Below are 19,982 nucleotides of genomic sequence, written 5' to 3'. Positions count from 1 at the left end.
TGCTCATACATAAACGCCAGACTTGGCATTTATCACGTCCGGGGCATGTATCATGTCGGACGATATGCTTCGCTTGGACAAAATGTCACGCGGCAGCGGGCATTGCCTGCCTAGAGCTTTTTCGCGTTTCTTCGAAACACGAAAGCACTCCAACTCTTTGTTTCGAGGCATTTCCGGACGGAAAACCGGGTTCCACTTTTCCTGGAAATGCTCCAAGGGAACGGCGCTGGCCAAGGCCGCACCGTTCCTCGTTCTGAGCGTCCGGAATTCGCGAACCCTGCCCGCGCCTTCCGGCCCGCGCATCAGCGAATGCGCGGCAGCTGTTCCCACTGGTGGTAGGGCGGCGGCGAAGACAGCTGCCATTCGAGCGTCGTCGCACCTTCACCCCAGGGGTTGTTGCCGGCGATCCGCTTCTTGGCGAAGGCTTCCCATACGCAGAAGAGGAAGATCAGCACGCCGACGGCCGAGATGTAGGAACCGTAGGACGATACCATGTTCCAGCCGGCATAGGCATCGGGATAATCGATATAGCGGCGCGGCATGCCGGCAAGACCGAGGAAGTGCTGCGGGAAGAACACGAGGTTCACGCCCACGAACATGACCCAGAAATGCAGCTTGCCGAGGAACTCGCTATACATGTAGCCGGTGATTTTCGGGAACCAGTAATACCAGCCGGCGAAGATCGCAAAGACGGCGCCGAGCGACAGAACGTAATGGAAATGCGCCACCACGTAATAGGTGTCGTGCAGCGAACGGTCGAGACCGGCATTGGCGAGCTGGACGCCGGTGACGCCGCCGACCGTGAACAGGAAGATGAAGCCGATCGCCCAGACCATCGGGGTCGAGAAGGTCAGCGAACCGCCCCACATGGTCGCGATCCACGAGAAGATCTTGATACCCGTCGGTACCGCGATGACCATGGTGGCGAAAACGAAGTAGCGCTGCGCTTCGAGCGAAAGGCCGACCGTGTACATGTGGTGGGCCCAGACAATGAAGCCGACGGCGCCGATGGCGACCATGGCATAGGCCATGCCGAGGTAACCGAAGACCGGCTTCTTGGAGAAGGTGGACACGATGTGGCTGATGATGCCGAAGCCCGGCAGGATCAGGATGTAGACTTCCGGATGGCCGAAGAACCAGAACAGGTGCTGGTAAAGGATCGGGTCACCGCCGCCTTCCGGCGAGAAGAATGCCGTGCCGAAGTTGCGGTCGGTCAGAAGCATGGTGATGCCGCCTGCCAGAACCGGCAGCGAAAGCAGCAGCAGGAATGCGGTGACCAGAACCGACCAGGCAAAGAGCGGCATCTTGTGCAGCGTCATGCCCGGGGCGCGCATGTTAAGGATGGTGGTGATGAAGTTGATCGCACCGAGAATCGACGACGCGCCTGAAACGTGCAGCGCGAAAATCGCCAGATCCACCGCCGGTCCCGGCATGCCGTTGGTCGACAGAGGCGGATACATGGTCCAGCCGCCGCCGACGCCGTAGGCGCCCGCAGGACCCTCGACGAAGAGCGAGAGAATGAGAAGGATGAAAGCAGGAACGATCAGCCAGAAGGAAATGTTGTTCAGGCGCGGGAAAGCCATGTCCGGAGCGCCGATCATGATCGGGATCATCCAGTTGGCGAAACCGCCGATGAGCGCCGGCATGACCATGAAGAAGATCATGATCAGCGCATGCGCGGTGGTGAACACGTTGAACATATGCTTGCCGCCGTCGATGGCGGCGTCACCCTCGAAGCCGTAGACCATGGACGCCAGACCGTGGAAGATCTGGATACCCGGCTCTTGAAGCTCCATGCGCATGACCACGGAAAGCCCGCCGCCGACGATGCCGGCGATGATCGCGAAGATCAGGTAAAGCGTGCCGATGTCCTTGTGGTTGGTCGACAGGAACCAGCGGGCGAAGAAGCCCGGCGTATGGGAATGATGCGCATCATGCGAATGATCATCATGAGCGTGTGCGGAATGACCATGCGAGTGATGATCGTCGTGTGCGGAAGGTCCAGCCATTGTCCTCACTCCAGAGTCAGTTGGTTTCGTTGGCGGCGACGTCGAGCGTGCGCGGAGCGCCATCGACCGAGGCCATCAACGCCCGGTTCGCACCGTTCAGGTCAGAAGCGGCGGCGGAGAGCCAGGTGTTGTACTGCTGTTCGGAAACCACCCGAATGGCGATAGGCATGAAGGCATGGTCCTTGCCGCAAAGCTCGGAACACTGCCCATAATAAAGGCCCTCTTTTTCCGCCTTGAACCAGGTTTCGTTCAGGCGGCCGGGAACGGCGTCGATCTTGACGCCGAAAGCCGGCATGGCGAAGGAATGGATCACATCCGTCGGCGCGGCGGTAACGAGCAGGCGAACGGTCTTGCCGACCGGAACGACCATTTCATTGTCTACCGCCAGAAGTCGCGGATAGCGGGCCTTGTCCTCCTTGCCGGCGGCGGCGCGATCCTCATCCTTCAGCAAGTAGCTGTCGAAGGAAAGGGGTTCCGCACCTTCGGCGGCCGTATATTCATAGCTCCACAGCCATTGCGTGGCGGTCGCCTTCAGCGTCACGTCGGGGTTTTCCGGCTGCGTCAGCTGCGCGTTCAAGAGATTGAACGAGGGGAAAGCAAGGAACAGGAGAATGAGCACCGGCGCCAGCGTCCAGACCACTTCGATCGCCGTGTTATGGCTGGTTTTGGAAGGCACCGGATTTTTCGCGGCGCGGAATTTCAGGGCGACGACGATGAGCAGCGCGAGAACGAAAAGTGTAACCGGAACAATGAACCAGAGCGTATATTGTTCAAACCAGCGTATTTCGTGCATGATCGGCGTGGCGGCCTCCTGCATGCCCATTTGCCAATGCACCGGCTGATCGGCGTGGGCGCCGACAGCCGTGAGCAGACAGGTCATCCCCGCCAGTGCTGCGTAAATCCTATTCGTCACGGTACCCTCTCCCTCACGCGTCTGATCCAGATCAATCACAGACGCAGAATCCATGCTTATGTTACTAACTTCAAACCACAGTTTGTCCTCTGCCGCAATATGCGTCGGGACACGGATGCGCCCCAATTTTGCCATTGGTCAATCCGCAGCGACTTTCTCTCACCCTGCACCTCACCGGGCCGACCGAACGCGGTTTCAAACAGCCCAGTTGCGACAAAGCCCCTTGTCACAGCCGGTTTTGCCGCCAGTTTCATCGCCGGATAATGAATGCCGCGCCGGGCAAATCAGACGCCCATACCGGAAGACAGGTCCTATTTCCGCCCAACTCCGCTGGAATTGAAGTCGCTAGGCTTTTTTTTCCGGATTATGGCGTCAAAATAGCCGCACTGATTCGAATCCCAGAGGTATCCATGCGTCTTTCCCCGCTCGCGCGCACTTTTCTTGCCGCCGCCGGTCTTGCAATCATCGCTCCCGCTGCCGCGGCGCTGGCGCAACAGCAGCCGCCCGGCACGCCGAAGTCGACGCACGGAGCATGGTCGGTCATCTGCGACAAGCCGGCAGGCGCATCCGAAGAACAATGCGCGCTGATGCAGAACGTGATCGCCGACGACCGCCCGGAAGTGGGGCTTTCGGTGGTGGTGCTGAAGACAGCCGACCGCAAGTCGCGCATCCTGCGCATCCTCGCGCCGCTTGGCGTGCTTTTGAAGGATGGCATGGAGCTTTATATCGACAATAATAATATCGGCCGCGCCTATTTCACCCGCTGCTTCTCCGAAGGCTGCTATGTGGAAGTGGATATTGACGACGAGCTGCTGAAGGTTCTGCGCGCCGGCAAGAATGCGGTTTTCGCGCTGCGTGAAGCCGTGGATCAGGATCGCGTCGGTATTCCGATCGAGCTTTCCGGCTTTGCCGAGGGCTACGACGCGCTTCCTTAAAGCCCGCCATTGCCGGACAGCCTTGCGTCCGTCCGCTCCAGTGCCTAAATCGGTCACTGAACGATAATGACTGGAGCCTCCCATGACCGACGATCTTGTAAAACTCTTCGATTGCGACGAGACGCAATTGCGCAAGCTCGTCGGCGAGGCGCTCGCCGACGCTGACGATGGCGAGCTCTTCATCGAACATGCCCAGGCCGAATCGCTGACATTCGACAACGGCCGGCTCAAGGGCGGCTCCTTCAATACAGACCAAGGTTTCGGCCTGCGCGCCGTTGCCGGTGAGACGGTGGGCTACGCCCATGCGGGCGAGCTTTCGCAAGGCGCGTTGAAGCGCGCTTCGGATGCGGTGGGCGCGGTGACCAAGGGTTATTCCGGCTCCTATGCCGCAGCACCCCAGCGCACCAACAAGAAGCTTTACGGCGACGAGAATCCGATCGGCAGCCCAAGCTTCGAGGAGAAGGTGAAGCTCCTCACCGATATCGACGCCTATCTGCGCGATAAGGATCCGAACGTTCGGCAGGTGACGGCGACGATTTCCGCAAGCTGGCAGGTGGTGGATATTCTGCGCGCCGACGGCCACCGTGTCAGCGACGTCAGGCCGATGACGCGCATCAACATTTCGGTGGTGGCGGGTGAAGGCGACCGGCAGGAAAGCGGCTCCTATGGCATCGGCGGCCGCGTCGGCTTTGGCGATTTCATCACCACGGAAAACTGGCAGCGCGGCGCGGATGAGGCGTTGCGGCAGGCGCTCGTCAACCTCACCGCCATCGATGCACCGGCCGGTACCATGGATGTGGTGCTCGGCTCCGGCTGGCCGGGTGTGATGCTGCATGAGGCTGTGGGGCACGGTCTGGAAGGCGATTTCAACCGCAAGAAGACCTCTGCCTTCGCTGGTCTGATGGGCGAAATGGTCGCAGCACCCGGTGTCACCGTCGTCGATGACGGCACCATCGACAGCCGGCGTGGGTCGCTGACCATCGACGATGAAGGTACACCTTCCGGCTATAACGTGCTGATCGAGAACGGCAGGCTGGTCGGTTACATGCAGGACCGGCAAAACGCCCGGCTGATGGGTGCGACGCCCACGGGTAATGGCCGTCGGCAGGGTTACGCCTATGTGCCGATGCCGCGCATGACAAATACTTACATGCTCTCGGGCGATAAAACGCCGGAAGAGATCATCGCCTCCGTCAAGAAGGGCATCTACGCCGTTTCCTTCGGTGGCGGCCAGGTGGATATCACCTCCGGCAAATTCGTGTTCGGCTGCACCGAGGCCTATCTCATTGAAAACGGGAAGATCGGCGCGCCGGTGAAGGGCGCGATGCTGATCGGCAACGGGCCGGATGCGATGAAGCGCGTCTCGATGATCGGTAACGATTCCAAGCTCGATACCGGCATCGGCAATTGCGGCAAGGCCGGACAATGGGTGCCTGTCGGCGTCGGTCAGCCGCATCTGCGCATGGATCAGATCACCGTCGGCGGTACCAAGGCCTAGTTCCGCGGCGCATGGTCGGTTGCGGGAAACATCGAACCTGCCGCGACAGTCCTCACCCATAGCGTCGCCATCCCAGCCCATGACCCCGCACATGGCTGCCATGATGAGGTTTCCTCTGGCGTGCGGCCGGGAAGACGTTAAGATCACCCCTTATGGCAGGCCCCTCCTCCCATCCCGGGCCTGCGCGGCAAAGGAGACCATGACCATCATACGAAATGCCCTCGTTCCTGAACTTGCCGTCAGCGACTGGCAGAAAAGCCGCGCTTTTTATTGTGACCTGATCGGTTTTCATGTGGTCTATGAGCGCCCCGAAGAGGGTTTCACCTATCTGGCGCTAGGCGACGCAGAACTGATGATCGACCAGATCGGCGCAACACGGACCTTCGTGGCGGGCAATGCCTCGCTCGATACGCCGTTTGGCCGCGGCATGAACCTGCAGCTCGCCGTTCCTTCCCTGCAACCCATTCTTTCCCGGCTGGAGCGATCCTCGATTGACCTCGTCATGCCGCTGGAGGAAAAATGGTACAGGCGCGGCACGGTCGAAGTGGGCAACCGGCAATTCATTGTCGCAGATCCCGATGGCTATCTGATCCGCCCGTTCGAAAGCCTTGGCGAACGTCCCTTCCGGTTCGGCTGAGCGACCATGCTGCCTTTTCTGCCGCACGCCGTGGTTTTCGACATGGACGGATTGCTGATCGAAAGCGAGATGCTCTATCGCGATTCGTTTCTGGCGGCGTCGGATGAAGGCGGCCATGGCATGAAGGTCGAGACCTATCAAAAGGTCTGCGGCAGCCCCTGGGATGTCATCACCGGCACCATCTTTGCCGATTATGGCGCCGATTTTCCGATGGCGACCTTCCGTGATACCTGGCTCCGGCATCTCGGCCTGATGATGGCGGATGGAGTGGCGCTGAAACCCGGCGTCGTCGAAATTCTCGATCTTCTCGACCGGCTGGATATCCGCCGTGCCATCGCCACCTCGTCGCGACACGATTCGGTGACGCGCCATCTTGGTCCTTACGATCTTCTTGGACGTTTCGACACCATCGTCGCGCGTGGCGATTATACCGAGCCGAAGCCCGCGCCCATGCCCTATCTCACCGCAGCACGACGGCTTTCTCTCGATCCGGGCCGTTGCCTTGCGCTGGAGGATTCCTATTCCGGCGTGCGCTCGGCCACATCGGCGGGCATGATAACGATCATGGTTCCCGATGTCGCGCCGCCGACCGAGGAAATGCGGGAGAAATGCGTTGCGGTTGCAAGCGACCTTCATGCGGTGGTGGCCATGTTGGAAAAGCTGGAGCCTTCAGGATTTTGACGGCGTAAAGCGCCACTTACGCTCGATCGCTCCTTCAATATCGAGACCGTTATAATGGGCCAGCAACAGCACATGGCCGAGGAGATCGGCGGTTTCGTCGGCCAGATCCCGCTTCATCTCCTCTTTGCTCCTGCCCTTAACGCGTGCCCGTCCCGTCAGCCGGTTCCAGGCCTGCGTCATCTCGCCAACCTCTTCCTGAAGCTTCAGCATGTACCAGTCCGGGTCGCGGAATATTCCGTTTTCAGCGGCATATTTTTGCGACGCCTCTTCAAACCGACGCATCATGTCAGCAAACATTTGTTCATCCTTTGTTCACGCGCCACAACTCTAATCATGATTCTCTGACCGCGTCGACCCGTCAGTGCGTCATGCAGCCATGAACGGAAATTTCCGAGACATGCGCATGCAAGCGAGATAGAGAAAAGATATTCGAACAAACGTGCCATCGCCCATGCCCCATCTCGACTTCCTGTCGTCACTCGTCACCGCGCACAGCCCGGCGCTGCTCGCCATGTTTGCGGGTGCCGCCTTTCTTGCCGGCCTTGCGCGCGGATTTTCCGGCTTCGGTGCGGCGCTCATCTTCGTTCCCCTGGCCAGCGCCATCGTCGGGCCGCGTATCGCTTCGGCGGTATTGCTGGTGGTGGACGGCGTGCTGACGCTCGGCATGATACCGCCCGCCTTTCGCATGGCGGACCGGCGCGAAGTCTTCACCATGGCGGCCGGCGCCTTTGTCGGCGTGCCCGTCGGCACAATGCTGCTTTCCAAGGGTGATCCACTGACGCTACGCTGGCTCATCTCGGGCGTGGTCGTGGTGCTGCTTGTTTTTCTGGTGTCCGGCTGGCGTTACAGCGGCCGGCCAAAGACGCCGCTCACCCTTTTTACAGGGCTGCTGGCCGGGCTGTTTTCAGGGGCCGCGCAGCTGGGTGGCCCGCCCGTCGTCGCCTATTGGCTGGGCGGCGCGCTGAAAGGCGCTTTCGTGCGCGCCAATGTCATTCTTTATTTCGCGGTTTCAACGGTGTTTTCCATCGCCAGCTACTTTCTTGGCGGCCTGTTTACCGTCGATGTCTTCGTGTTTTTCCTGCTGGCCCTGCCCTTTTATGGGCTCGGTCTTTATGCCGGTGCGCGACTGCACGGGCTTGCCGATGAAGCGGCGTTCCGGCGCATCTGCTACGGCCTGATCGCGATTTCCGCCGTCATCGGCCTGCCGCTGTTTGACCAGTTGCTGAAATAGGCAGGCCGAGACGGCCTGCCTGGATGGTGTTACGGATACATCCGGACCTTGGACCAGGCACCGTCAGGGGTGTCGCGGCGGAATTCGATGCGATCATGCAGGCGGAACTTGCGGTCGTGCCAGAATTCGATGCTGAGCGGACGAATGCGGAAACCGGACCAATGGGACGGGCGCGGAATATCGCCGATCGCATATCTGGCGGTATATTCGGCCACCGCCTTTTCCAGCGCGAAACGTCCTTCCAGCGGCCGAGACTGTTTGGAAGCCCAGGCGCCGATGCGGCTGCCGCGCGGGCGCGAGGCGTAATAGATATCCGCCTCCTCGTCGCTCACGATCTCCACCTCGCCGCGCAGACGCACCTGCCGCCGCAGGCTTTTCCAGTGGAAGCACATGGCCGCTTTTTTCTGGCCGAGAATCTCCTGACCCTTCTGGCTTTCGAAATTCGTATAGAAAACGAAACCGCGATCATCGACGCCTTTCAGAAGCACCATGCGCACGTTCGGCAGGCCATTTTCGTCCACGGTGGCGAGCGCCACCGCGTTCGGATCGTTGATTTCGGAAGCCGTCGCGTCCTTCAGCCATTCGGCAAAAAGCGTGAACGGTTCATTTTCTTCCGTGAAGTCACTGGATGTTAACCCCGTTTCCGACATATTGAATAAAATGCTCCCGAGCTGATTTGGACGCCAGAGATGATCTCCGGTGAAAGATGGTGACCGTCATAGCAAAGTCGAACAGTCGAACAAAGAGCCTCCTTTCGTCGATAGCGGAAGTTTCCGCCGTCGTGTCAATGCTCGCGGTGCTGAGCGGCTGCGTCAGCCTCGACCTGTTCGGCGGAGACAAGGTTGACCGCTCGCTTTCCACGGCCTCCGTTCCCAACCAGCCGAACAATGCGCCGCAGACGGACGATGCGACGATCCGCAATGCGGTCACATCGGCCGACCTCGCCAAGCTCGCCGACCAGCCTCTGCCCTGGGCCAATGCCGCCACCGGCAGCGCCGGCGTCGTCACCGCCATTCACGAAGACAAGTCCAGCGGCTTCGTCTGCCGCAATTTCAGGACGACACGCCATTCCTTCGAGGGTGTGGCGAGCTATTCGGGACAGGCCTGCCTGTCGGAAACCGGCGAATGGCTGCTGACGCGCTTCGAGCAGAAATAATCTGTTTACCCTTAAATATGGAATAGAGCCCGCCCGGGTGCGGCACGTCTCTTCCGTAAAGGAGTGATTAGCAACTTATTGCAACAGTCGACGTTGATTAAACCGAGGGCGTGCTGGCGAATGATCGCGGGCATCCCTTTTCGGAGGGGTTAGTTTCAGGATTGCGCCATGAGCGGCAGCACGCGCCTGAGCCAACGTAACTGGTGTTTCGCATGCGCGATCCATATTCCATCCTCGGCGTGAAACGTGACGCCCGCCACGAGGACATCAAGGCCGCCTGGCGCACGAAGGCGAAAACCGTCCATCCGGACGCCAATCGCGACGATCCCGACGCTTCGGCGCGCTTTGCCGAGATCGGGCAGGCTTACGATCTTCTCAAAGACCCGAAAAAGCGCGATCTCTACGATCAAGCCCGCAAGGCGGCCGAAAAGAAACAGCGCGGCGAAACCATCATGCAGCAGCGGGAAGCCGCGCGCGAGGCTGCCGAGCGCGCCAAGGCCGCCGAAAAGCTGATGGAAGAACTGGCCCGTGCGGACGCCCGCAACCGTGCGCAGACCGGCCAGAAAGCCGATAGCAAACCGGAAAGCGCCGAAGACATCGTCGAGCGCATTTTTGGCGCCGACGCCCAGAACGATCCCAAGGTGCAGCAGGCGGCGGAAGCCGCAAAGGCGGCCGCGAGCGCTGCAAAAGGCGATATACCCGCAGCCACCGCCACCGGCGATGACAAGACGTCACCCGCCTCGCTTGCCGCCAATCTTTTCAGCGCGCTGGTGCGGCGGTTCCGTGCGCCGCAGCCGACTCCGGAAAAAGCGCCTGACATCACCGCTGAGGCCACCGTCACGGTCGCCGATCTGCTGGAGAAAAAATGGATTACCGTTTCTCTTGCCGATGAGCGGGAAGTTCGGTTCCAGCTCGAGCCCGGCATGACCGACGGACATGTGGTGCGGCTGAAGGGACAGGGGCTGAAGCTTCCCAACATCGCGCGCGGCGATCTTGCCGTGACATTGCTGACCGACCGAGAGGACGCTTTCTCCCTTCGTGGCTTCGATATTCACACGACCCTGCCGATATCGCTCAGCGACGCGGTTCTGGGGTGTGAAACGAAAGTCAAGACACCGCTCGGCGAAGAAAACATCACCATTCCGGCCTGGTCCGGCTCAGACCGTGTGCTGAGGCTTGCCGGCAAGGGCCTTGCCGACGGCAAGGGCGGCTCCGGCGATCTCGTCGTCGAATTGCGCATCGTCCTCTTGGAAAAGCCCGATGAAAAGGTAACCGACCTGATGCGGCACATGCGCGAAGGCCTTTATTTGTGAAAGTTTTGCGAATAGCCGGGACAACGCACCCTTTGTTACGCTCCCTAACAGTTGATGATCTTTGGCAATCTTGAACAGGATTGCAGCCTATGCCATAGGCAGGACCGATCATAAGTACTAGGGAGCATAAAATGGCTCAGGCATCCGGCCTCATGGCTGGCAAACGCGGCCTCATCATGGGTGTCGCCAATAATCGTTCCATCGCTTGGGGCATCGCCAAGGCCTGTGCCGACGCGGGCGCGGAAGTTGCGTTGACCTGGCAGGGCGATGCGCTGAAGAAGCGTGTAGAGCCGCTGGCGCAGGAACTCGGCGCCTTCATGGCCGGTCATTGCGATGTGACCGATCTCGAGACGATCGACGCCGTTTTTGCCTCGCTGGAAAAGCATTGGGGCAAGATCGACTTCGTCGTGCACGCTATTGCGTTCTCCGACAAGGACGAACTGACCGGCCGTTACCTCGACACCAGCCGCGACAACTTCAACCGCACCATGGATATTTCCGTGTTCTCGCTGGCCGCCATTGCCAAGCGCGCCGAGCCGGTCATGAATGACGGCGGCTCGATCATCACGCTGACCTATTACGGCGCCGAAAAGGTCATGCCGAATTACAACGTCATGGGTGTGGCCAAGGCTGCTCTCGAGGCCAGCGTGCGTTATCTCGCCGTCGACCTCGGCAATCGCGGCATCCGTGTCAACGCCGTTTCCGCCGGCCCGATCAAGACGCTTGCAGCTTCCGGCATCGGCGACTTCCGCTATATTCTGAAGTGGAACGAATACAATGCGCCGCTGAAGCGCACCGTTTCCATCGAGGAAGTCGGCAAGTCGGCGCTGTACCTGCTGTCCGACCTTTCGACCGGCGTGACCGGCGAAATCCACCATGTCGATTCCGGTTACCACACCATCGGCATGAAGGCCGTGGATGCGCCTGACATCTCGGTGGTGAAGGACTAAGCCTGAAAAGTGTAAGAACGGGGTATCGCCTTGCTCGTCTATGTGATCCGGCACGGACAAACGGACTGGAATGCGATACGCCGGCTTCAGGGCCAGAAAGACATTCCGCTCAACGATTTCGGCCGCCAGCAGGCGGTCGGAAACGGCAAGCTCCTCGCGCAGCTGCTGGGAGAACAGGCCACGGATTTCGACTATGTGGCGAGCCCGCTCGGGCGCACGCGCGAGACCATGGAACTGATGCGCGGCGCGATGGGCCTCGACCCTCTTGCCTACCGCACCGACGATCGTCTGATCGAAGTCTCTTTCGGCGACTGGGAGGGACAGACCCTGCCGGAGCTGAAGAAAGAGTTTCCGGACCGGGTGAAGGCGCGCAAGGCCAATAAATGGGATTTCATTCCGCCCGGCCAGGACGCCGAAAGCTATGAAATCCTCTCCTGGCGCATCGGCGCATGGCTTTCTTCGGTTGAAAGGCAAACCGTCTGCGTCTGCCACGGCGGTGTGATCCGCTCGATCTTCCGGCTGGTTTCTGGCATGGACAAGGACGAGGCGTCGAGGACGCAGATCCCGCAGGACAAGATCTTGAAGGTTCAGATCGACAGGAATAGTGCGGAGTGGATTTCTTGAGGGCTGTCAAGGTTTGCTAAGACTGGCAGGACATCGCGGCTCGTTTCTTCTCCCCGCCGGGGAGAAGGTGGCCCGAAGGGTCGGATGAGGGGGCGACGTCGCCGAATCCCTCTAGCCGTGCCCCCTCATCCCGCTGCCGCGGACTTCCCCCGGCGGGGAGAAGAAACACGCGACACCCGCTCGTCTCGCAACGAAGGTCTGGCATAAGGCCTGGAGCTTACTCAACGACCTGAAGGTCGTCGACCACGCGTTTTCCATCCACTTCCGTGTAGAAAACCACGACCTTCACGCCCGCTTTCAAACCTTCGAAATTGAACTCCTCCGGCACGCGGTAGGTCTTGCCGTCGTTCAAGGTAATGCTCAGCCCATTGGCATCGATCTTGCTGATCGTGCCTTCCACATCGACGCTCTGGGCGTAGCCGTTAATGGGCATCAGGAGGTTGGCGCTGGCCAGAAGGGCGGCAATCATCATACGCATCGATCTAGCTTTCGTGGATTTGCGTGAAAACCTTACATGCATGAAGAATTGCCTTTCGAATGTGGCGGAAATTGCCCGCAACCATGACATTTTCAGCCCAATTGATGAACGGATTTCAAATCCTGTTCAAGCCGTTAGTGGTTTTTACACCGCATTTTCCGGCAATATTGGAAAACTCCGGTTTAAGGTGGAAAACCTCCGTCCCTTTACAATTTCGTCATCTCGGAAATCCGTTGAAACCGTCGAATCGCTTTGCGCCGCCCATCCCGGGGAGTATCGTTTTTCGTCATTTCACCAGTCGTGAACGGTACGTCACCTCCATATCCCGTTTGCGATGAAAGAAAGGCTTTTGCCTTGCCCGGATTTTCCACTAAGACAAATCCGCTTGTTTTAAACGGCGCCGTCCACAGGCGCCCTGTTTCCGGTCTTGAGAACGATGTCGCATAACAGTTTCGGTCACCTTTTTCGCGTTACCACCTGGGGAGAAAGCCACGGGCCGTCGCTCGGCTGTGTGGTGGATGGTTGCCCGCCCGGCATCCGCTTTACCCTTGCCGAGCTGCAGCACTGGATGGACAAACGCAAACCGGGCCAAAGCCGTTTCGTGACCCAGCGCCGCGAGGACGACATCGTGAAAGTTCTTTCCGGCGTGATGCTGGATGAGGACGGCGAGACGATGACGACGACAGGCACGCCGATCTCCATGCTGATCGAAAATACCGACCAGCGCTCCAAGGATTACGGCGAGATCGCCAAACGTTTCCGCCCCGGCCATGCGGATTTCACCTATGACCTGAAATACGGCATTCGCGACTATCGTGGCGGCGGTCGCTCCTCCGCACGCGAAACGGCGGCGCGTGTCGCCGCCGGCGCAATCGCCCGCAAGGTGGTGCCCAGCCTGAATGTGCGCGGCGCGCTGGTGCAGATCGGCAAGCACAAGATCAACCGCGACAATTGGGATTGGGATCAGGTCGACCAGAACCCATTCTTCTGCCCCGATGTCGAGATGGTGCCCGTCTGGGAAGAATATCTCGATGGCATCCGCAAGGCTGGCTCTTCCATCGGGGCTGTGATCGAGGTGGTGGCGGAAGGCGTTCCGGCCGGCATCGGCGCGCCGATCTATGCCAAGCTCGATCAGGATATCGCCTCCAGCCTGATGTCGATCAACGCCGTCAAGGGCGTGGAGATCGGCGAAGGTTTTGCCTCGGCCGAGCTTTCCGGCGAGGAAAATGCCGACGAGATGCGCATGGGCAATGACGGCAAGCCGATCTTCCTGTCCAACCATGCCGGCGGCATTCTGGGCGGCATTGCGACCGGCGAGCCTGTCATCGCCCGCTTCGCCATCAAGCCCACCTCCTCCATTCTGACGGAGCGCCTGTCCATCGATACCGATGGCAACAATGTCGATGTGCGCACCAAGGGCCGCCACGACCCCTGCGTCGGCATCCGCGCCGTTCCGATCGGTGAAGCGATGATCGCCTGCACCGTTGCCGACCATTATCTGCGAGACCGCGGCCAGACCGGCCGCTTGAAATAGAGGGAACCGCCATGGCCTATGACCAGAAACGCGTTGTCGACGCCATCCGCGCTTTCGAAGCCGGCGAAATCGTCGTCGTGACCGATGATGACGACCGTGAGAACGAAGGCGACCTGATCATTTCGGCGGTTCACTGCACGCCGGAAAAAATGGCGCTGATCGTGCGCCACACCTCCGGCATCGTCTGCGCACCCATGCCGCGCGAGGAGGCCAAGCGGCTGAACCTCAACGCCATGGTGGCGGAAAACGACAGCGCCCACACGACCGCCTTCACCGTCAGCGTCGATTTCAAGCACGGCACCACGACCGGCATTTCAGCGGATGATCGCACGCTGACGGTGCGCAATCTTGCCAATCCCAATGTGGGCGCTTCCGATTTTACCCGGCCGGGCCATATCTTCCCGCTGATTTCCCGCGAAGGCGGCGTGCTGATGCGTTCCGGCCATACCGAAGCGGCCGTCGATCTCTGCCGGCTCGCCGGCCTGCCGCCCATCGGCGTCATCAGCGAGCTGGTGAATGACGATGGCAGCGTGATGCGCGGCCCGCAGGTTCTGGATTTTGCCGAAAAACACGGCATGAAACACGTATCGGTCGCCGATCTCATCGCCTATCGCCAGCGCAAGGAAACGCTGGTGGAGATGGAATCCTCCTTCACCATCGAGACGCCCTTCGGGCCGGCGAAAGCGCAGACCTATTCGCTGCCCTGGGACCCGATGCAGCATATGGCGGTGATTTTTGGCGATATCCGCGATGGCGTCGACATCCCCGTGCGCCTGCACCCGGAAAATGTCGCTGATGATGTCTTCGGTGACAGGCAGCCGGTGCGGCACTATATGCAGAAGATTGCCGAAGAAGGCCGCGGAGTCATCGTTTATCTGCGCGAAGGCTCCGTTGGCGTCGGCCAGGTAGCTGGACGCCGCAAGGCGCGCGACCCGGATGAAGCGCATGCACAGGCCCGTTCTCGCGAAAACGAATGGCTGGAAATCGGCCTCGGCGCACAGATTCTCAAAGACCTCGGCATCAGCTCCATCAAGCTGCTGACGACGCGCGAGCGGCATTATGTCGGGCTGGAAGGGTTCGGCATCCAGATTTCGGCGACGGATATCTGCTGATTTTAAGATTCAGTCTAGCTTCACAGCGCAATTGTGAGGCGAGCGTGTTCCGTTTGTTTCTTCTCCCCGCCGGGGAGAAGTCCGCGGCAGCGGGATGAGGGGGCGAGCTCTCCGCATATCGCTAGCGTTGCCCCCTCATCCGACCCTTCGGGCCACCTTCTCCCCGGCGGGGAGAAGAAATATGCCGCAACGCCTTGCTACAATATTGCCAAAAGCGCGAGAATACGTTGCGTTTGAAAACGCACTGGTCTGACAATATTCTCAATCGACCGACTTCATTTCTCCGCCCGCCAGCCCTCCAGATAATTCACGCTCTCCACCCCCGTAAACCGCGCCAGCCTCACCAGTTCCGCATCCAGCTTCTCCAGCCGACCGGCGGAGGCGCGCACGCCGGGCTCGAGCCACAGGCGGCGCACATCCAGCGTGCTGCGCTTGCGATCCGCCTTCATATCGATGCGTCCAATCACACGGTCGCCCTCCAGAAGCGGGAAGACATAATAGCCATATTGCCGTTTTGGCTCCGGCACGAAGACCTCGATGCGGTAATAGAAACCGAACAGCCTCTCCGTGCGATTGCGGTCGCGCAGCAGCGGATCGAAGGGGCTCAAGACCCGGACGCGGGAAGACGGTTCCGGCACATCCGTCAGGTCAGCTGTGAAATCGGCGAAGGCAAAAGACGGGCGGACGGTTTCCCCATCGCGGGCGAGAAGCGACACCTCGCATAGCTCGTCGCGGTTGCTCTTGACCCAGTCCCTCGCCTCCTGCGGGGTGACGAGATCGAAAAAGGCGGCGATTTCGCCATGGGTGGCGAAACCCAGCCGCTTCAGCGCCTCGCGGCAGGCCCAGTCAACGAATTCGGCGTGCTCCACCTCGGTCTCGTGATGCTCACCGGGAATGACCCGTTCGGCCAGATCATAGACCTTCTGAAAATTCACGCGGCCGGATATGGCAAGCTTGCCGGTGTGCCAGAGATATTCAAGCGCGGTCTTGGAGGGATGCCAGTTCCACCAGCCGCCAGACTGGTGCCCCTCCTCCTTCAACTCCCGCGCCAGAACCGGACCGGTTGCGGCAATGCGCTGAAGCGTCTCGCCGAAGGCGGCATCGAAACCCTCGCCATGCCATTTGCGCCAGCGCTCCTGAATGATCGGCTCGCGGCGGCGAAAGCGATGTTTCCAATAGGGATAAAATTCCGTCGGCAGGATGGAGGCATCATGCGTCCAGTGTTCGAAAAGCGTCCGGTCCTTCTCCAAAAGCGTCGTCAGATGGTCGCGCCGGTAGGTCTGGTTGCGGGAGAAAATAATCTGGTGGTGGGCGCGCTCCACCGTGCCGATGCTGTCCACCTGCACAAAACCGATATCGGTGATGAGCTGCAACAGGTCGCTCTTGGAAAGCGCCTTGCCGGGCGGCGAGGAAAGCCCCTGCCGCGCCAGAAAAATTCGTCTTGCCGCTTCGTTCGAAACCTTGATCACCATGGTGGCGAAGGTAGAACGGCTTTTTCAGGATTGCAATGTTCTTTTTTTGTTCCTTGTTTCACTTCTGTTGATGACGGGGTATAGAACCGGAAACGAGCGCGAGGATGTAAGCTTGGAAATCCGTTTTAACGCCGCCGGCGTCGCTTTCGAGGGGCGGCAGGCCCTGCGGTCACTGTCTGTGACATTGACGGAACGGCGCATCGGCGTGATCGGCCTTAATGGTTCCGGCAAGACCACCTTCGCCCGACTGATCAACGGGCTGAACAAGCCGAGCGAAGGCAAGGTTTCGGTGAACGGTCTCGATACCGTGACGGACGCCAGGGCGGTCTTGCAGACGGTCGGCTTCATCTTCCAGAATCCGCAGAACCAGATCATCCTGCCGATCGTGCGCGACGACGTCGCCTTCGGGCTGAAGCAGCTCGGGCTTGGCAGAGCCGAGATCGAAAACCGGGTGAAGGCCGTTCTTGCCCGGCTCGGCATTTCTCATCTCGAAGAACGGCGCGCGCATGAGCTTTCCGGTGGCGAATTGCAGCTGGCGGCGCTGGCCGCGCTGCTGGTCACCGAACCGCAAATCCTCATTCTCGATGAGCCGACCAACCAGCTTGATCTCAAGAACCGGGCTATCGTGGAAATGACCATGGCGGCGCTGTCGCAGGCGCTTGTTGTCATCACCCACGATCTGCCGCTGGTTGCGGGTTTCGACCGGGTGCTGGTTTTCCATGAAGGCGCACTGGTTGCCGACGCCGCCCCCGAAGAAGCGGTGGCGCGCTATCTGGAGGTGGCATCGCGATGAAATCGCTGCATGTGGAAGGCACCGGCTGGCTCTACCGCGTCTCGCCACGCCTCAAGCTCCTGACGCTCATGGGTTTCAGCATCGCATTGTTCCTCACCCGCGATCTGCTGGTTCTCGCAGGCGCGACGGTTCTGGCCGCCCTTATTCTGGGCGCTACGCGGCTGCCCTTCCGCGAGGTCGCTTTGCGGCTGCGGCCGGTGATGCTGACCATCTTCCTTGTCGCCGCCTTCAGTTTTCTCCTGCTTCCCACACATGATGCGAGCGTCAATCTTTTGCGGCTGACGGCGCTGGCGCTGCTTGCCACCGCCGTCACCATCACCGTCAGCATCTCGCAGTTCATGGACGAGATCACCCTTGCCGCTGCGCCGCTTGAAAGACTGGGGCTGGTGAAGGCCGCCGATATCGGGCTTGCCGTCGGGCTGGTGGTGCGGTTCGTGCCTGAGATCGTCAATCGTTACCATGCGGTGCGTGATGCGCACCTGGCGCGCGGCCTGCCCGTGCGAATGGCCACCATCATCGTGCCGCTGGTGATTATGACGTTGAAGGATGCGGACGCCATTGCCGACGCCATTGACGCGCGCGGTTTCAGAGGCCAAAGCTGACGGCCAGATAACCATCCGGAGTTTCCGAGCCATGACAACCCGCGACCTCGTGCTGATTTCGCTGTTTTCCGCCATCATCATCGCACTCGGGCTTTTGCCGCCGATCACGCTCGGTTTCATTCCGGTGCCCATCACCGCGCAGTCGCTTGGCGTCATGCTGGCGGGTGTCGTGCTGGGCGCGAAGCGCGGTACGCTTGCGGTTCTCCTGACAATTCTCATCGCTGCCATCGGTCTTCCTGTCCTGTCGGGCGGACGCGGCGGCCTTTCGATCTTCACCACGCCGACGACGGGCTTCCTGATCGGCTGGATCGCAGCTGCCTTCGTTACCGGCACGCTCTCGGAAAAACTCGTCAATCGCGGCCAGTCCGCTCTCACACAGGGCATCGGTTTCTTCGTCGCCAGCCTGATCGGCGGTGTGGTCGTGCTTTATGCTTTCGGCATCACCTATCTGGCGCTGGTCGTCGGGCTTGGTTTCGAAAAGGCCTTCATGGGCTCGCTCGCCTTCATTCCGGGCGATGCGCTGAAGGCCGTGCTCGCAGCCCTGGCCGGCCGCGCCGTGATGGCGGGTTATCCGCTTCTGCCGCAGCGCGCCTGATTGAGTACTCGCAGGGAGGACAAGAATGGCGACACGTCTTTACGAACATCCGATCTTCCTTGAACATATCACGCCCGAAGGTCACCCCGAGCGGCCGGACCGGCTGCGGTCGCTGAACATCGCGCTTGAACATCCGAATTTCGAGCGGCTGGAACGGAAGGAAGCGCCGCAGGCCAATGAGGATGCGGTGCTGCTGGCGCATCCGGAAGAGCATCTGCTTGCCGTCATGCGGCAGGTGCCCGAAGAGGATGGCGAGATCAACCGGATCGAGTCCGACACCTATCTCTCGCCAAAAAGCCTGCAGGCGGCGCTGACCGGCATTGGCGCTGCCATGGCGGCCGTGGATGACGTGTTTACCGGCTCGGCCGACAATGTCTTCGTCGCTGCCCGTCCGCCCGGCCACCATGCAGAGACAGCCAAGGCCATGGGTTTCTGTCTTTTCAACAATGTGGCGATTGCCGCCCGCCACGCGCAGAAGGCGCACGGCGCGGAGCGCGTGGCCATCATCGACTGGGACGTGCACCACGGCAACGGCACCCAGGACATCTTCTGGAACGACACGTCAGTGCTGTTCTGCTCCACCCACCAGATGCCGCTTTACCCGTGGAGCGGTGATAAAAACGAAACCGGCGTGAAGAACAATATCGTCAATGCGCCGCTTTCGCCCAACACCGGCAGCGAGCATTTTCGCGAGGCGTTCAAATCCCGCGTGCTGCCAGCCATTGCCGATTTTTCGCCTGATCTCATCCTCATCTCCGCCGGTTTCGACGCGCATCACCGCGATCCGCTGGCGCAGATCAATCTGGTGGGCGAAGATTTCGACTGGGCGACGGGCCGACTTCTGGAAATGGCCGACAAATACGCCTCGAACCGGGTCGTCAGCCTGCTTGAAGGCGGTTATGATCTGGAAGGGCTGGCGGAATCGGCAGCCATGCATATTTTGAGAATGATGAAGGGTTGAACATGACGGAAAATGCCAACACAGCCGATGTCAGCGGTTATTCTTTCGAAAAAGCCGTCGCCGAGCTGGAAAGCATTGTCGCACGTCTGGAACGCGGCGACGTGGCGCTGGACGAATCCATCGCCATCTACGAGCGCGGCGAAGCCCTGAAGAAACATTGCGAGACGCTGCTGAATGCCGCCGAAAAGCGCATCGAGAAAATCCGTCTTGACCGGGCGGGCAAGCCGCAGGGTGTGGAGCCGCTGGACGGGGAGTGACTGCGTTTAGCGGGAGCGTTTTGATGTGGCCCCACACGCGGCCACGTCCCCGATCTGCACACTCGACGTCATCCTGGGGCTTGTCCCTGTTATCTGCAACCGATTGATTTTATTCGACGTGGTTAGATCCTCGGCACAGGGCCGAGGATGACGGAGGAGAGGTTTGCAAATCTTTGTCAGCGATGATCGCGTGAATTAAGCATCTCACAATCTCGTGTTCCCTCGGGTCAG

22 protein-coding genes are annotated in these 19,982 nt (G+C 60.1%); 16 read left to right on the top strand and 6 right to left on the bottom strand.

The features are described 5' to 3' along the window. Positions 1-302 precede the first annotated feature (302 nt). Together ctaD and coxB are read right to left on the bottom strand one after the other, a co-directional pair. Positions 303-2,009 (bottom strand): cytochrome c oxidase subunit I, encoded by a 1,707-nt coding sequence (gene ctaD, locus ACQZ48_RS05600; protein WP_077982812.1) that lies wholly within the window; start codon positions 2,007-2,009, stop codon positions 303-305. A gap of 16 nt (positions 2,010-2,025) precedes the next feature. Then, positions 2,026-2,889, bottom strand: coding sequence for a cytochrome c oxidase subunit II (gene coxB, locus ACQZ48_RS05595; RefSeq protein ID WP_077982813.1), 864 nt, complete (start codon positions 2,887-2,889; stop codon positions 2,026-2,028). A gap of 443 nt (positions 2,890-3,332) precedes the next feature. Between coxB and ACQZ48_RS05590 the strand changes: the two genes are divergently transcribed. The 4 genes from ACQZ48_RS05590 to ACQZ48_RS05575 all read left to right on the top strand — a co-directional run bounded on the left by ACQZ48_RS05590 (position 3,333) and on the right by ACQZ48_RS05575 (position 6,673). Continuing rightward, positions 3,333-3,857, top strand: a complete 525-nt coding sequence (locus ACQZ48_RS05590; protein WP_003521101.1) for an invasion associated locus B family protein — start codon at positions 3,333-3,335, stop codon at positions 3,855-3,857. An 82-nt stretch (positions 3,858-3,939) separates the two neighbouring features. Next, entirely contained in the window at positions 3,940-5,355 is a 1,416-nt protein-coding gene (gene tldD, locus ACQZ48_RS05585) for a metalloprotease TldD (protein WP_443387260.1), read from the top strand. 199 nt (positions 5,356-5,554) lie between these two features. After that, entirely contained in the window at positions 5,555-5,992 is a 438-nt protein-coding gene (locus ACQZ48_RS05580) for a bleomycin resistance protein (RefSeq protein WP_077982815.1), read from the top strand. Positions 5,993-5,998: 6 nt separating this feature from the next. After that, complete coding sequence (locus ACQZ48_RS05575; RefSeq protein WP_448728653.1) at positions 5,999-6,673, top strand: HAD family hydrolase; 675 nt, start codon at positions 5,999-6,001, stop codon at positions 6,671-6,673. On the opposite strand, the gene ACQZ48_RS05570 is transcribed toward ACQZ48_RS05575, so the two are convergent. Continuing rightward, the gene (locus ACQZ48_RS05570; RefSeq protein ID WP_448728652.1) at positions 6,662-6,970 is read right to left on the bottom strand and encodes a pyrophosphohydrolase domain-containing protein; all 309 of its coding nucleotides are present in this window, start codon (positions 6,968-6,970) and stop codon (positions 6,662-6,664) included. The two genes, ACQZ48_RS05575 and ACQZ48_RS05570, sit on opposite strands and share 12 nt — an antisense overlap. Positions 6,971-7,124: 154 nt before the next feature. On the opposite strand from ACQZ48_RS05570, the gene ACQZ48_RS05565 reads away from it, so the two are divergent. Further along, positions 7,125-7,904, top strand: a complete 780-nt coding sequence (locus ACQZ48_RS05565) for a sulfite exporter TauE/SafE family protein (RefSeq protein WP_162520616.1) — start codon at positions 7,125-7,127, stop codon at positions 7,902-7,904. Between the two features lie 29 nt (positions 7,905-7,933). Here ACQZ48_RS05565 and pdxH read toward each other — a convergent pair whose 3' ends face one another. Continuing rightward, on the bottom strand, positions 7,934-8,554 hold the full coding sequence (gene pdxH, locus ACQZ48_RS05560; protein ID WP_077982818.1) for a pyridoxamine 5'-phosphate oxidase: 621 nt from the start codon (positions 8,552-8,554) through the stop codon (positions 7,934-7,936). A gap of 56 nt (positions 8,555-8,610) precedes the next feature. Between pdxH and ACQZ48_RS05555 the strand changes: the two genes are divergently transcribed. The 4 genes from ACQZ48_RS05555 (at position 8,611) to ACQZ48_RS05540 (ending at position 11,947) form a co-directional block, all read left to right on the top strand. After that, positions 8,611-9,060: an RT0821/Lpp0805 family surface protein gene (locus ACQZ48_RS05555; protein WP_077982819.1), complete on the top strand. Its 450-nt coding sequence runs from the start codon at positions 8,611-8,613 to the stop codon at positions 9,058-9,060. A gap of 212 nt (positions 9,061-9,272) precedes the next feature. Beyond that, the gene (locus ACQZ48_RS05550) at positions 9,273-10,373 is read left to right on the top strand and encodes a DnaJ C-terminal domain-containing protein (protein ID WP_137409879.1); all 1,101 of its coding nucleotides are present in this window, start codon (positions 9,273-9,275) and stop codon (positions 10,371-10,373) included. Positions 10,374-10,504: 131 nt separating this feature from the next. After that, a complete protein-coding gene (gene fabI / locus ACQZ48_RS05545) occupies positions 10,505-11,323 on the top strand; it encodes an enoyl-ACP reductase FabI (protein WP_077982821.1) in 819 nt (272 codons plus the stop codon). A 30-nt stretch (positions 11,324-11,353) separates the two neighbouring features. Beyond that, entirely contained in the window at positions 11,354-11,947 is a 594-nt protein-coding gene (locus tag ACQZ48_RS05540) for a histidine phosphatase family protein (RefSeq protein ID WP_191217002.1), read from the top strand. Between the two features lie 217 nt (positions 11,948-12,164). Here ACQZ48_RS05540 and ACQZ48_RS05535 read toward each other — a convergent pair whose 3' ends face one another. Continuing rightward, positions 12,165-12,425, bottom strand: coding sequence for a DUF1344 domain-containing protein (locus tag ACQZ48_RS05535; protein WP_191217003.1), 261 nt, complete (start codon positions 12,423-12,425; stop codon positions 12,165-12,167). Between the two features lie 436 nt (positions 12,426-12,861). Between ACQZ48_RS05535 and aroC the strand changes: the two genes are divergently transcribed. Together aroC and ribB are read left to right on the top strand one after the other, a co-directional pair. Next, entirely contained in the window at positions 12,862-13,959 is a 1,098-nt protein-coding gene (gene aroC / locus ACQZ48_RS05530) for a chorismate synthase (protein ID WP_191217005.1), read from the top strand. An 11-nt stretch (positions 13,960-13,970) separates the two neighbouring features. Then, entirely contained in the window at positions 13,971-15,071 is a 1,101-nt protein-coding gene (ribB, locus tag ACQZ48_RS05525) for a 3,4-dihydroxy-2-butanone-4-phosphate synthase (RefSeq protein ID WP_077982825.1), read from the top strand. A 275-nt stretch (positions 15,072-15,346) separates the two neighbouring features. Here the strand turns inward: ribB and ACQZ48_RS05520 are convergent, their stop codons facing one another. Beyond that, positions 15,347-16,543 (bottom strand): winged helix-turn-helix domain-containing protein, encoded by a 1,197-nt coding sequence (locus ACQZ48_RS05520; protein ID WP_191217006.1) that lies wholly within the window; start codon positions 16,541-16,543, stop codon positions 15,347-15,349. 112 nt (positions 16,544-16,655) lie between these two features. Between ACQZ48_RS05520 and ACQZ48_RS05515 the strand changes: the two genes are divergently transcribed. From ACQZ48_RS05515 to ACQZ48_RS05495, 5 genes are read left to right on the top strand one after another with little or no spacing between them, the layout of a single operon-like run. Further along, entirely contained in the window at positions 16,656-17,336 is a 681-nt protein-coding gene (locus ACQZ48_RS05515) for an ABC transporter ATP-binding protein (protein ID WP_191217007.1), read from the top strand. Continuing rightward, complete coding sequence (locus tag ACQZ48_RS05510; protein ID WP_191217008.1) at positions 17,333-17,938, top strand: energy-coupling factor transporter transmembrane component T family protein; 606 nt, start codon at positions 17,333-17,335, stop codon at positions 17,936-17,938. The genes ACQZ48_RS05515 and ACQZ48_RS05510 overlap by 4 nt, the downstream gene beginning before the upstream one ends. 31 nt (positions 17,939-17,969) lie before the next feature. Further along, the gene (locus ACQZ48_RS05505; RefSeq protein WP_080856029.1) at positions 17,970-18,533 is read left to right on the top strand and encodes a biotin transporter BioY; all 564 of its coding nucleotides are present in this window, start codon (positions 17,970-17,972) and stop codon (positions 18,531-18,533) included. A gap of 25 nt (positions 18,534-18,558) precedes the next feature. Then, complete coding sequence (locus tag ACQZ48_RS05500; protein ID WP_191217009.1) at positions 18,559-19,494, top strand: histone deacetylase family protein; 936 nt, start codon at positions 18,559-18,561, stop codon at positions 19,492-19,494. 2 nt (positions 19,495-19,496) lie between these two features. Then, on the top strand, positions 19,497-19,751 hold the full coding sequence (locus tag ACQZ48_RS05495; protein WP_003503059.1) for an exodeoxyribonuclease VII small subunit: 255 nt from the start codon (positions 19,497-19,499) through the stop codon (positions 19,749-19,751). Positions 19,752-19,982: the final 231 nt, after the last annotated feature.

It is taken from the genome of Agrobacterium sp. 22-209-1 (assembly GCF_053522485.1).
Note: the sequence above shows the minus strand (reverse complement) of the source record. Positions and strands in the feature narration are given on the sequence as shown.